At 62.1% G+C, this 13,005-nt stretch carries 9 protein-coding genes and 1 pseudogene; 7 read left to right on the top strand and 3 right to left on the bottom strand.

The genetic code is table 11. The features are described from left to right. Window positions 1-45: 45 nt before the first annotated feature. A complete protein-coding gene (locus tag J1G34_RS04975) occupies window positions 46-789 on the top strand; it encodes a YkgJ family cysteine cluster protein (protein WP_222993460.1) in 744 nt (247 codons plus the stop codon). Here the strand turns inward: J1G34_RS04975 and J1G34_RS04970 are convergent. Together J1G34_RS04970 and J1G34_RS04965 are read right to left on the bottom strand one after the other, a co-directional pair. Then, window positions 767-1,576, bottom strand: coding sequence for a transporter substrate-binding domain-containing protein (locus J1G34_RS04970; RefSeq protein ID WP_065897323.1), 810 nt, complete (start codon window positions 1,574-1,576; stop codon window positions 767-769). The genes J1G34_RS04975 and J1G34_RS04970 overlap by 23 nt on opposite strands. A gap of 165 nt (window positions 1,577-1,741) precedes the next feature. Next, window positions 1,742-1,957: a hypothetical protein gene (locus J1G34_RS04965; protein ID WP_065885836.1), complete on the bottom strand. Its 216-nt coding sequence runs from the start codon at window positions 1,955-1,957 to the stop codon at window positions 1,742-1,744. Window positions 1,958-2,168: 211 nt separating this feature from the next. Here J1G34_RS04965 and J1G34_RS04960 point away from each other — a divergent pair, with 211 nt between their 5' ends. The 6 genes and pseudogenes from J1G34_RS04960 to J1G34_RS04935 all read left to right on the top strand — a co-directional run bounded on the left by J1G34_RS04960 (window position 2,169) and on the right by J1G34_RS04935 (window position 11,822). After that, complete coding sequence (locus J1G34_RS04960) at window positions 2,169-3,335, top strand: efflux RND transporter periplasmic adaptor subunit (RefSeq protein ID WP_222993458.1); 1,167 nt, start codon at window positions 2,169-2,171, stop codon at window positions 3,333-3,335. After that, a complete protein-coding gene (locus J1G34_RS04955) occupies window positions 3,332-6,427 on the top strand; it encodes a multidrug efflux RND transporter permease subunit (RefSeq protein ID WP_222993456.1) in 3,096 nt (1,031 codons plus the stop codon). The genes J1G34_RS04960 and J1G34_RS04955 overlap by 4 nt, the downstream gene beginning before the upstream one ends. A 31-nt stretch (window positions 6,428-6,458) precedes the next feature. Next, window positions 6,459-7,136, top strand: coding sequence for a heavy metal response regulator transcription factor (locus tag J1G34_RS04950; RefSeq protein WP_065892611.1), 678 nt, complete (start codon window positions 6,459-6,461; stop codon window positions 7,134-7,136). Further along, window positions 7,126-8,490 carry a heavy metal sensor histidine kinase gene (locus tag J1G34_RS04945; RefSeq protein WP_128875766.1) on the top strand — a complete coding sequence of 455 codons (1,365 nt, stop codon included), beginning with the start codon at window positions 7,126-7,128 and terminating at the stop codon, window positions 8,488-8,490. Before J1G34_RS04950 ends, J1G34_RS04945 begins: the two co-directional genes overlap by 11 nt. Before the next feature lie 388 nt (window positions 8,491-8,878). Next, entirely contained in the window at window positions 8,879-10,201 is a 1,323-nt protein-coding gene (locus J1G34_RS04940; protein ID WP_065936813.1) for an OprD family porin, read from the top strand. A gap of 124 nt (window positions 10,202-10,325) precedes the next feature. Next, window positions 10,326-11,822 (top strand): annotated as a pseudogene (locus J1G34_RS04935) (diguanylate cyclase). A 215-nt stretch (window positions 11,823-12,037) separates the two neighbouring features. On the opposite strand, the gene lpxC reads toward J1G34_RS04935, so the two are convergent. Further along, a complete protein-coding gene (gene lpxC, locus J1G34_RS04930; protein ID WP_003171886.1) occupies window positions 12,038-12,949 on the bottom strand; it encodes a UDP-3-O-acyl-N-acetylglucosamine deacetylase in 912 nt (303 codons plus the stop codon). Window positions 12,950-13,005 lie beyond the last annotated feature (56 nt).

The raw sequence follows: 13,005 nt of genomic DNA, 5'->3' as shown, positions 1-13,005 counted from the left end.
CCGCTCACGCTTGCCTTCTGACCTTGCCTGGTGACAGATCACGCCATGAACACTCACTTTTCCTGCGTAGGTTGCGGCAAATGCTGCTCCGATCACCACGTCCCCCTGACCCTCGAAGAGGCCCGTCACTGGGCGGCGGACGGCGGTAACGTGATCGTGCTGGTCGAGGGTTTTCTGGCCAGCGGCCTGGGCTTGCCCCAGCAGCAACGTGAACATGCCGAGCGCCGTTCAGTGGTGGTCCCCAGCGGCAATACCGAGGCCTTCGTGGCAATCACCTTCGCCGCGTACAACGCCGGACGCTGCCGGAATCTTGACGAAGACAATCGCTGCAGCATCTACGAACGACGCCCGCTGGTGTGCCGGATCTATCCGATGGAGATCAATCCGCATATCCCGTTGAACCCGAGCGCCAAGGATTGCCCACCGGAGTCGTGGGAACAGGGCCCGGCGTTGATCGTTGGTGGTGAGTTGATGGATGCTGAACTGGCTGAACTGATCCGCCGTTCGCGCCAGGCCGACCGTGACGATGTGCACACCAAGGAGTCCGTGTGCGCCTTGCTGGGCATTCGTACCGCGGCGCTCAAGGGCGACGGTTTCACCGCGTACCTCCCGGATATGCAGGCGTTCGCCCAGGCCATTGACGCGGCGACTGCCCAGCCGGTGCCGGCCAATCAGTGGGTGTTTCATGTGTCCGGCATGGACATTGCCGAACAACTGCTGGACGCCGGCGCGCAGATTGCCACCGAGGTGCCGGCCAATTACGCGTTTATCCCGTTGCGGGCGGCCTGAGCGTCGCTGGATCAATAGGGGTTGTGTCGAGGCGGTAGGGCTGGAGAATGCGCTGGTATTCGCCGTTTTGCTTGAGTTGCTCCAGGGCGCGGTTGAGCTCGGTACGCAGGACGGTATCGGTCTTGCGTAACGCAATCGCGACACTGCTGCCCAACAGCTTGGATAACACCGGGGAGCCCATGAAAGCGAAATCCATACCTTCGGGCTTGTCGAGCAGGGCTTCGCGGATTTCCACCGCGCCTTGCAGGGTGGCATCGATCTCGCCTGCGAGGAGGCTGCCCACCAGTTGGTCATTGAGCCAGAAACTCTTGATATACACGCCCGAAGGCGCCCAGCGTGACAGGGCAAAGGCTTCCCGGTTGCTCCTTAACAGAACCCCGACACGCTTGCCCTTGAGTGACTGCCTGTCCGGGCTCAAGCCTGAATCCTTGCGTGCCACCAAGCGCGTGGTGATCGGGTAAAGGTCATCGCTGAAATTGACCCATTGCTGTCGGCTCGAGGTCGGCGCCATCCCCATGATCGCGTCAAACTGCCGGGCGTCGAGGGCGGGAAAATTTTCCATGACGACCTGGTCGACCCAGGTGCACTGCACATTGAGCTGCACGCACAAGGCGTTACCCAATTCGATATTGAGCCCCACCAATTGCCCTTGCGGGTTGCGGCTTTGAAAAGGCGGGAAATGTGCCGCGACGGCGAAGCGGATTTCGCGTCGCGGCGGCTCGACGGCGACCACCGCCGCCACCGACAGCAGGAGGGCAAGCGCCACACAAAGGTGTATCAGGGCCACGGGAAACGTCCTTTTCCAGAGAGAGCGGCATCGCCATGTCCCGATACAGCTGATCAGGGCATGGCGATGCCGGGCAAGCTTTCAAGAAACGGTCGCGGACCTACAAGCAGAAATATCGACGCTAGTTGTAGGCAAATGCCTATAACGTACACGCCGGTATTACTCTCAACGTTTACCCATCGAACGGCGTGTACCCGGCGGCGCCATGCCTGGCGTCTTGGTATGGCCGTTTTTGGCGCCACCTTTGTACCAGGGCTGGCCGGCCTGCTTGCCACCGGCCAGTTCTCCCGGTTTGAAGGGAAACTTGAACGCCGGGATTTCGGCTTTTTCAACGCCGTCGGCGTCGACCGCTTCAACGGGGGGTTGGATCGGGGAAGTCATAAGGGCTCCGGCGCAGCAATGTGTGTAAAGGCCAGAGTATACGGGGCCGCAGCTTTCAGCGGTAAGCTTCAAGCCGCAAGTTAAAAAGCTCAGCTGTCGCTGCTGTCAGTTTGCAGTCACCTTGCTGACCGGCTTAGCGAGTTATAAGGCACTCACACAAACTTGCAGCTTGCAGCTTGAAACTTGCAACTGCGCCTGCGGCGTTCATCCTATGCACCTGAAACGAAACACGGCCCTGCTGGTGGGCGCCCTTCTGGTTCTGGCAGTGACGGCCTGGACGCTGACTCGCCCCGCCAAGACCCGGCTGGCGGCCCCCAGCGCGATTCCGGTACGCGTGGTGAGCGTGGCGCAACAGGATGTGCCCCGCTTCGTCAGCGGCATCGGCTCGGTGTTGTCCTTGCACAGCGTGGTGATCCGTCCGCAGATCGACGGCATCCTCACTCGGTTGCTGGTCAAGGAAGGCCAGCGTGTGAAGGCCGGGGACTTGCTGGCAACCATCGATGACCGCTCGATCCGCGCCAGCCTCGACCAGGCCAGGGCGCAACGGGGGGAAAGCCAGGCGCAGCTGCAAGTGGCATTGGTCAACCTCAAGCGCTACAAGGCCCTGAGTATCGACGACGGTGTGTCGAAGCAGACCTACGACCAGCAACAAGCACTGGTCAATCAGCTCAAGGCCAGCGTCCAGGGTAACCAGGCAGCGATTGATGCGGCTCAAGTTCAACTTTCCTACACGCAGATTCGCTCCCCCGTCAGTGGCCGCGTGGGCATTCGCACGGTGGATGAAGGAAACTTCCTGCGCATGAGCGATACCCAGGGGTTGTTCTCGGTCACCCAGATCGACCCGATTGCTGTCGAGTTTTCCCTGCCGCAGCAGATGCTGCCGAGCCTGCAAGGCCTGATCGCCGCGCCCGAGAAAGCCAGCGTGAATGCCTACCTGGGCGCCGACACCGACGGCCAGACCGGCGACTTGCTCGGCGAAGGCCACTTGAGCGTGATCGACAACCAGATCAGTTCCAGCACCGGCACCCTGCGCGCCAAGGCCGAGTTCGCGAACGGCGCGCAGAAGCTGTGGCCGGGACAACTGGTGACCATCAAGATCCAGACCGCGCTCGACAGGAACGCCCTGGTGGTGCCGCCGACCGTGGTGCAGCGTGGCCTGGATTCGCATTTCGTGTACCGGCTCAAGGGTGACTACGTTGAAGTGGTGCCGGTGCGGGTCAGCTACCAGAACAGCGAGGTGAATATCATCGAGGGCGTGCGGGCCGGGGATGTGCTGGTCAGCGACGGCCAGTCGCGGCTCAAGGCCGGCGCCGAGGTGGAAGTGCTCAAGGAGCCGCCGCAAATCATCCAGACCGCCGATGCCAGGGCGCAGCCATGAGCGGCAGTCGCTCGCCCTCGGCCTGGTGCGTTGATCACCCGGTCGCCACCCTGCTGCTGACATTTGCCCTGGTGCTGCTGGGCATCATTGCCTTCCCGCGCCTGGCCGTCGCGCCACTGCCGGAAGCGGAATTTCCGACGATCCAGGTCACGGCCCAGTTACCCGGTGCCAGCCCGGACACCATGGCCTCCTCGGTGGCGACGCCGCTTGAGGTGCAATTCAGCGCCATCCCCGGCATGACCCAGATGACCTCCAGCAGCGCCTTGGGCTCGAGCCTGTTGACCCTGCAATTCACCCTGGACAAAAGCATCGACACCGCCGCCCAGGAAGTGCAGGCCGCGATCAACACCGCCTCCGGCAAGCTGCCCGGCGATATGCCAAGCCTGCCGACCTGGAAGAAGGTCAACCCGGCCGACAGCCCGGTGCTGATCCTCAGCGTCAGCTCCGCCAGCATGCCCGGCACCGAACTGAGCGACTACGTGGAAACCCTACTGGCGCGCCAGATCAGCCAGATCGACGGTGTCGGCCAGATCAACATCACCGGCCAGCAACGCCCGGCGATTCGCGTGCAGGCCTCCCCCGACAAACTCGCGGCGGTCGGCCTGACGCTCGCGGACATCCGCCTGGCCATCCAGCAGTCCAGCCTGAACCTGGCCAAGGGCGCGATCTACGGCGCCGACAGCGTGTCGACCCTGTCGACCAACGATCAACTGTTTCACCCCGACGAATACGGCCAGTTGATTGTGTCCTACAAAAATGGCGCGCCGGTGCAGTTGCGTGATATCGCCAGGGTCGTCAATGGTGCGGAAAACGCCTACGTGCAGGCCTGGTCCGGCGATACCCCGGGGGTCAACCTGGTAATCTCGCGCCAGCCGGGCGCGAATATCGTCGACACGGTCGACCGCATCCAGCAAGCACTGCCACGCCTGGAAGCGATGCTGCCGGCCTCGGTGCAGGTCAGCGTATTGACCGACCGCACCAAGACCATCCGCGCCTCCCTGCATGAAGTGGAAATGACCCTGCTGATCGCTATCCTGCTGGTGGTGGCGGTGATGGCGCTGTTCCTGCGCCAACTGTCGGCGACGTTGATTGTGTCGGCCGTGCTCGGTGTTTCGCTGGTGGCCACTTTCGCGCTGATGTATGTGATGGGCTTCAGCCTGAACAACCTGACCCTGGTCGCCATCGTGATTGCCGTGGGCTTTGTGGTGGACGATGCGATTGTGGTGGTGGAAAACATCCATCGGCACCTGGAGGCCGGGCTGGGCAAGCGCGAGGCCGCGATCAAAGGCTCGGGCGAAATCGGCTTTACCGTGGTGTCCATCAGCTTCTCGCTGGTGGCGGCATTCATTCCGCTGCTGTTCATGGGCGGTGTGGTCGGGCGGCTGTTCAAGGAGTTTGCGCTGACCGCCACCTCGACCATCCTGATTTCGGTGGTGGTCTCGCTGACCCTGGCGCCCACCCTCGCGGCACTGTTCATGGGTGCGCCGACCCATCCCGCCCATGCCAAACCCACGTTCAGCGAGCGCCTGCTGGCCGGTTATGCGCGCAACCTGCGCCGCGCCCTGGCCCATCAACGCAGCATGGCGGCGATCTTCGTGGTGACCCTGGCCCTGGCCGTGGTCGGCTACGTGTTTATCCCCAAGGGATTCTTCCCGGTGCAGGACACCGGTTTTGTGCTCGGCACCAGCGAGGCGGCGGCCGATGTGTCGTACCCGGACATGGTCGCCAAGCACAAGGCCCTGGCCGAGATCGTCAAGGCCGACCCTGCGGTGCAAGCGTTCTCCCACTCGGTGGGGGTGACCGGCAGCAACCAGACCATCGCCAACGGCCGCTTCTGGATTGCCTTGAAAGACCGCGCCGACCGCGACGTGTCCGCCAGCCAGTTCATCGACCGCATCCGCCCGCAGCTGGCGAAGGTGCCGGGCATCGTCCTGTACCTGCGCGCCGGCCAGGACATCAACTTGAGCTCCGGCCCCAGCCGCGCCCAGTACCAATACGTACTCAAGAGCAACGACGGTCCGACACTCAACACCTGGACCCAGCGACTCACCGAAAAACTGCGCACCAACCCGGCGTTTCGTGACCTGTCCAACGACCTGCAACTGGGCGGCAGCATCACCCACATCACGATCGACCGCCAGGCCGCCGCGCGTTTCGGCCTGAGCGCCACCGATGTCGACCAGGCGCTGTACGATGCCTTCGGCCAGCGCCAGATCAACGAGTACCAGACCGAAATCAACCAGTACCAGGTGGTGCTGGAGCTGGACCGCCAACAGCGCGGCAAGGCCGAGAGCCTGAACTATTTTTACCTGCGCTCGCCACTGACCAACGAGATGGTGCCCCTGTCGGCGCTGGCCAAGGTCGACCCGCCGACCGTGGGGCCGCTGTCCATCAGCCATGACGGCATGTTCCCCGCCGCCAACCTGTCGTTCAACCTGGCCCCCGGAGTGGCGCTGGGCGACGCGGTGATCATGCTCAACCAGGCCAAGAACGATATCGGCATGCCCGCTGCGATCATCGGTAATTTCCAGGGCGCGGCCCAGGCGTTCCAGAGTTCGCTGGCCAGCCAGCCGTGGCTGATCCTCGCGGCACTGGTGGCGGTCTACATTATCCTGGGCGTGCTGTACGAGAGTTTCGTGCACCCGCTGACAATCATTTCCACCCTGCCCTCGGCAGGCCTGGGCGCGTTGATCATGCTGTGGCTGTTGGGCCAGGACTTTTCGATCATGGCTCTGATCGGCCTGGTGCTGCTGATCGGTATCGTCAAGAAAAACGGCATCCTGATGATCGACTTTGCCCTGGAGGCCCAGCGCGTGCGGGGCCTGCCACCTGAGGATGCGATCTACGAAGCCTGTGTCACGCGGTTCCGGCCGATCATCATGACCACCCTCGCCGCCTTGCTGGGCGCGGTGCCGTTGATGCTCGGTTCGGGCCCCGGCGCGGAGCTGCGCCAACCGCTGGGCATCGCGGTGGTCGGTGGCTTGCTGGTGAGCCAGGCGCTGACGCTGTTCACCACGCCAGTCATATACTTGTACCTTGAACGTTTTTTCCACAGGCCCAAACCGGCGCTCGCGCTGGCGACCACACACTGAGGCCAAGGCCCCGCCCTGGAACAAAAGGCTGATGCGCGTCCTGATTATTGAAGATGAAGAAAAAACCGCGGACTACCTGCACCGCGGCCTGACGGAGCAAGGCTACACCGTCGACGTGGCGCGCGAAGGCGTCGAGGGTTTGCACCTGGCGCTGGAGAACGATTACGCAGTGATCGTGCTGGACGTGATGCTGCCGGCGCTCGACGGCTTCGGCGTGTTGCGCGCCTTGCGTGCGCGCAAACAGACCCCGGTGATCATGCTCACTGCCCGCGAACGCGTGGAAGATCGCATCCGTGGCCTGCGCGAAGGCGCCGACGACTACCTGGGCAAGCCGTTTTCCTTCCTGGAACTGGTGGCGCGCCTGCAAGCACTGACCCGACGCAGCGGCGGCCATGAGCCGGTGCAGGTAACAGTGGCCGACCTGTGGATCGACCTGATCAGCCGCAAGGCCAGCCGCAACGGCGTGCGCCTGGACCTGACCGCCAAGGAGTTCTCGCTGCTCAGCGTATTGGCGCGACGCCAGGGCGAAATCCTGTCCAAGACCGCGATTGCCGAGATGGTCTGGGACATCAATTTCGACAGCGACGCCAACGTCGTCGAAGTGGCAATCAAACGCCTGCGCGCCAAACTCGACGGGCCCTTCGAGCACAAGCTGCTGCACACCATCCGTGGCATGGGCTACGTGCTGGAGAACCGCAGTGTCGGCTAACTCCATCGCCCTGCGCCTGAGCGGCATGTTCAGCCTGGTGGCGCTGCTGATCTTCGTGCTGATCGGCGGCGCGCTCTACCAGCAAGTGGACCGCGGCCTGGGACTGTTGCCGGGGGCCGAACTGGATGCGCGCTACAGCGTGCTGGAATCCTCGGTGAACCGCTTCGGTACGCCCGAGCATTGGGTCAAAATAAAGGCCAAGCTCAAGCTGCTGGGCGAAGAAGACAAGCGCATTCGCTTCTGGGTGGTCAGCAGCGACCCGGGTTACGAATACGGCGAGCCCGATGCGCAGATTCGTGCGTTTGCCCAGGGCCCGACGGGTAAACGCGACCTGCGCCTGCCCGGCCATGATTATCCGTTCAAAGTGCTGGTCAGCCAGTTTGCCGCCAAGGAGCAACGCCCACCGCTGCGCTTCATGATCGCCATCGACACCGAGAATTTCCGCGCCACCCAGCACCATCTGCTGGTGGCGCTGGTCAGCCTGGCGCTGGTCGGCGTGATCATGGCCTCGCTGCTGGGTTTCTGGGTGTCGCGCATCGGCCTCAAACCCCTGGAAAAACTTTCGGCCGAAGCGCGCAAACTTGCGCCGCCCAAACTCTCCGGGCGCCTGCAACTGTCACCGCTGCCGCCGGAACTGAGCCAGTTCGTCAACTCGTTCAACGCCACCCTCGACCGCGTCGAACTCGCCTACTCACGCCTGGAATCCTTCAACGCCGACGTGGCCCATGAACTGCGCTCGCCGCTGACCAACCTGATCGGCCAGACCCAGGTCGCACTGACCCGCGGGCGCTCGGCCGAGCATTATTTCGAGGTGCTGCAATCGAACCTGGAAGAACTGGAGCGGCTGCGCTCGATCATCAACGACATGCTGTTCCTCGCCAGTGCCGACCAGGGCAGCAAGGCCACCAAGCTGATCGAAAGCGCCCTGGCCGATGAAGTCGCCACCACCCTCGACTACCTGGACTTCATCCTGGAAGACGCCCAGGTAACCGTACGTGTGCACGGCGATGCTCGGGTGCAGATCGAAAAGGCCCACCTGCGACGCGCACTGATCAACCTGCTGAGCAATGCCGTGCAACACACCGCGCCGGGGCAGGTCATCGACGTACATATAGAAGTGCAGGGCCAACAGGTAATGATCGGCGTGACCAATCCCGGTGAGGCGATTGCCGACGAACACCTGCCGCGCCTGTTCGAACGGTTTTATCGAGTGGACGCGTCGCGCAGCAACAGCGGCGCGAATCACGGGCTGGGACTGGCCATCGTCAAGGCGATTGCGTTGATGCATGGCGGGGATGTGTTTGTGCGCAGCGAGGGTGGCGGCAATACTTTCGGCATGACCCTGCCTGTCTAGAACACCTCAATCAAATGTGGGAGGGGGCTTGCCCCCGATTGCGGTATGCCAGCTACAGATGAATCGGCTGATCCACCGCCATCGGGGGCAAGCCACCTCCCACAGTTAGAATATCCATACCCGTACAAACTGTTGCAATTTGGGCAACAGTCATTATCTTGTTACACTCTGTATCACAGCGCTCACCTGCGTTACTTTGACGCATCGATGAGCGCGCCGGCAAAGGCAGCTGACCCTCACCCGAATTTCCCTCGACTTATTTCCAGGGCTCTACACTGGGAATCTGTCTTAAAGCCGCTGACTTCAGCGGCTTTTTTTTGCCGTAAAAAAAGGCCGGGCACACCCCCACGACACTGGCCGTTCATGCTTGACCAAAGGAGCTCCACCGGTGAAGAACTCGCTGACGCTGACCCCGTTATTCCTCGCAATCGCAGCAACGATCACGCCCCTTGCCCACGCGGCAGACACGACACCCGCCGAAGGTTTCATCGAGGGTTCGCACCTCACGGTCAACACCCGCAACTACTACATGAACCGCGACCGCCGCGACCTTCACACCGATGACAGCAAGGAGTGGGGCCAGGGCTTTATCGGTACCTTCGAATCCGGCTACACCCAGGGCGCGGTCGGTTTCGGCCTGGACCTCAACGCCATGCTCGGCCTCAAGCTCGACGGCGGTGGCGGCACGGACGGCTCCACCATCCTTCCGTACGGCAGCGGTAACGGCAAGGCGCCCGGTGCGTTTTCCACCGCTGGCGGCACCTTGAAAATGCGTGCGTTCGATACCGAGTTGAAGGCCGGCGACCTGTTCCTCAACAACCCGGTGATCGCCGGCGGCATGACGCGCATGCTGCCCCAGACGTTTCGCGGTGTGAGCCTGAGCAACCACAGTCTCGATGGCTGGATGTTCGAAGGCGGCCAGGCCAGCTTTACCAAGCTCTACAACCAGAGCGGCCACCGGCGCATCGGCACCAGCTACGGCGCGTTGCCGGCCAACGCCGACAGCCGGCACCTGAACTGGGCCGGTGTATCGTTCAGCGCAATCCCGGCGCTGACCAGCAACCTGTACGCCGCCGAACTCAAGGACGTATGGCACCAGTACTACTACGACCTTGAATACACCTACGCACTGAACGACCTGGTCAGCCTGACCCCCGGCCTGCACTACTACCACACCCAGGACACCGGCCAGGCGCTGCTCGGCGATATCGACAACAACACCTACAGCCTGCATGTCACCGTGGGCGTGGGCAACCACAGCGTCACCGCCGCGTACCAGCGGGTCAACGGCAACACGCCGTTCGACTACATCACCCAGGGCGACAGCGTGTACCTGGACAACTCCCAGCAATATTCGGACTTCAACGGCCCCAACGAGCGTTCGTGGAAGCTCAAATACGCCTACGATTTTGCCGGTGTCGGCCTGCCGGGCCTGACGTCCGCCGTGTCCTATATCAGCGGCAAGACCGACCTGACCCGCGTCGACCCCAACAGCCGCGGCTACGGCAGTTGGTACAGCGCCGACGGCAAGAATGCCAGGCACTGGGAGCGGGACATCGACCTCAAGTACGTGGTGCAAGATGGCAAGGCCAAGGACCTGGCGGTGCGCCTGCAATGGGCGACCCATCGGGGTGGCAATGGCTATTCGGCGGTGGACCGGGATGTGGATGAGTACCGGGTGATTGTGGACTATCCGATCAACGTGTTCTGAGCACGATCGTGCTGACGGTGAAGATCCAATGTGGGAGGAGGCTTGCCCCCTCCCACATTTGGATCTGCGCCATATTCCGGAGTTGCTACTACGCTAAGGGCATCTCAACGCAGAAGTACGTCCGATGAGCCCAAGCCCTGCCCGCCCTACCCGCCGCCCGGAGCGCTTGCTGATCCTGGGCAGCACCCTCACGGTATTGCTGATCGTAGGCATCGTCACCGCCTTGTTGATTCGTGAACACGCCAATACCTTGCAGACCGCCAAGCGCACCGCCAACACCATCACTCAATTGATCGACGCCGATGTGCTACGCAACGTCGAGCTGTATGACATGGCGCTGGAAGGCCTGATCGCCGCGACCGCGCGCACCGACCTGCAGGACCTGCCCGCCAGCATCCGGCACCTGGTGCTGTTCGACCGCTCCAACGCAGCGCCCTACAAGGGCGACATCCTGCTGCTGGGTCCAGGCGGCGAGGTGATCGCCGACTCATCCCTGCTCACACCCAAGTCCGGCAACTTCGCCGACCGCGACTATTTCCAGATTCACCGTGGCAGTTCCGACATCGGGCTGTATATCAGTCGCCCGTTCATGGCCCGCTGTGAATGCGAAGACCCATGGCGCATTGCATTCAGCCGCCGCCTTTCATCGGCGGACGGGCGCTTTCAAGGGGTGGCCGTCGCCTCCATGCGTCTTTCGTACTTCCACCAGCTGTTCAGCAGCCTGAATATCGGCGCCGGCAGCACCATCACTCTGCTCAACCATCAAGGCATCCTGTTGGCGCAGGAGCCTTTGCTGGAAGCGGACATGATCAACAAGGACCTGAGTGCGCGGCCCAATGTGGCACGCATGCTGCGCGAGCGGGACGGCAATTTTCGCAGCGTATCCAGTGTCGACCATCGGGGGCGGCTCTACAGTTTCTCGAGTGTCGGCAATTTGCCGTTGATCGTCGCGGTGGCCCTGGCCAGCGATGAGGTATTCGCGCCCTGGCGACGCGCAGCGTGGTTGGTCGGCCTCGCAACGGGGGTGTTGTGCATTGGCCTGTTATGGCTGACCTGGGCGCTGAGCAAGGAGCTGCGCCGGCGCCACCGGGTCGAGCAGGTGCTGTAAGAACTGGCAGGTACCGATGCCCTTACCGGCCTGGCCAACCGCCGCACCCTGGACCAGCGCCTGCGCCTGGAATGGGACCGCGCACAACGCTCGACCGAGCCGCTGACGGTGCTGATGATCGATGTCGACCACTTCAAGGCTTTCAACGACCGCCATGGTCACCAGGGCGGAGATGATGCGCTGCGCGCCGTGGCGCAGGTGATAGACAGCAATATCCGCCGCCCGGCCGACCTGGCGGCGCGTTATGGCGGTGAAGAATTCGCGGTGGTGCTGCCCCATACCGATGCCAAGGGCGCGTGGGTGATTGCCGAGCGTATCCGCCAGAGCGTCCAGTACTTGCCACGGATGGCTGGGGATGAGCAGCCGATCACGGTGAGCATTGGCATGAGCACCTGGCACAAACACAGCCGTAACACCCTTGAGGATCTGCTGTTCAAGGCCGACCAGGCGTTGTACGAGGCCAAGCACAGCGGGCGCAATCGGACGTTGGACGCGGCAACCCTGCCTGTGTAGGACCGATCTACGAGCGATCGTTCCCACGCTCCGCGTGGGAATGCCGCCCGGGACGCTCCGCGTCCTGCTTTCAGCGCAGAGTCCGGCACCTGCGTAATGGTGACGCGGAGCATCACTGGATGCGTTCCCACGCGGAGCGTGGGAACGATCTATCAGCGCATAAAAAAAGGCCACCCGAAGGCAGCCTTTAAAAACTAAAGAAAGAGAGTTGTTACTTACACCGCCGCAACGGGACGCATGTAAGAGATCGGTGCGGTGCTGGCATCTTCGAACGTCACGACTTCCCAAGCGTCTGTCTGCTCAATCAACTTGCGCAGCAGCTGGTTGTTAAGGGCGTGGCCCGACTTGAAGCCTTTGAACTCGCCTATCAGGCTATTGCCCAGCAGGTAGAGGTCACCGATTGCATCGAGGATCTTGTGCTTGACGAATTCGTCTTCGTAGCGAAGGCCGTCTTCGTTCAGTACACCATCCGCGTCGACCACAATGGCGTTTTCAACGCTGCCGCCGAGTGCGAGGTTGTGCTTGCGCAGGTACTCGATGTCACTCATGAAACCAAAGGTACGGGCGCGACTGACTTCTTTTACGAACGAAGTGCTGGAAAAATCCACGCTTGCACTCTGGGTGCGGTCACGGAATACCGGGTGATCGAAATCGATCTCAAAGCTCACTTTAAAGCCTTCGAACGGGACGAAGGTGGCGCGCTTGTCGCCGTCTTCTACTGTCACTTCCCGCAGAATGCGAATGAACTTCTTGGCTGCGTCCTGTTCTTCCAGGCCGGCAGATTGAATCAGGAATACGAAGGGTCCAGCGCTGCCATCCATGATCGGGACTTCGGACGCGGAGAGCTCGACGTAGGCGTTATCGATGCCCAGGCCAGCCATGGCCGAGAGCAAGTGCTCCACCGTATCCACTTTGACGTCACCGTTGACCAGTGTGGTCGACATCGTGGTTTCGCCAACGTTTTCCGCGCGAGCAGGAATCTGCACCACAGGGTCCAGGTCGGCACGCACAAACACGATGCCGGTGTCGACAGGTGCAGGCTTGAGGGTCAGGTATACCTTCTCCCCGGAGTGCAGACCTACACCTGTGGCACGAATAATATTCTTCAGGGTGCGTTGTTTAATCATGGCTTGGACCGCTTCAGCGCAAATTGCGAACTGGTATCAACAAAGGCTGGCGATAA

Source organism: Pseudomonas sp. Wu6, assembly GCF_019891515.1.
Classification (GTDB): Bacteria; Pseudomonadota; Gammaproteobacteria; order Pseudomonadales; family Pseudomonadaceae; genus Aquipseudomonas; species Aquipseudomonas orientalis_A.
Note: the sequence above shows the minus strand (reverse complement) of the source record. Positions and strands in the feature narration are given on the sequence as shown.

Excerpts from the sequence above, each read along its gene's own strand:
- J1G34_RS04975 (WP_222993460.1), top strand. The coding sequence starts at position 46 with ATGAACACTCACTTTTCCTGCGTAGGTTGCGGCAAATGCTGCTCCGAT.
- J1G34_RS04965 (WP_065885836.1), bottom strand. The coding sequence starts at position 1,957 with ATGACTTCCCCGATCCAACCCCCCGTTGAAGCGGTCGACGCCGACGGC.
- J1G34_RS04960 (WP_222993458.1), top strand. The coding sequence starts at position 2,169 with ATGCACCTGAAACGAAACACGGCCCTGCTGGTGGGCGCCCTTCTGGTT.
- J1G34_RS04955 (WP_222993456.1), top strand. The coding sequence starts at position 3,332 with ATGAGCGGCAGTCGCTCGCCCTCGGCCTGGTGCGTTGATCACCCGGTC.
- J1G34_RS04950 (WP_065892611.1), top strand. The coding sequence starts at position 6,459 with ATGCGCGTCCTGATTATTGAAGATGAAGAAAAAACCGCGGACTACCTG.
- lpxC (WP_003171886.1), bottom strand. The coding sequence starts at position 12,949 with ATGATTAAACAACGCACCCTGAAGAATATTATTCGTGCCACAGGTGTA.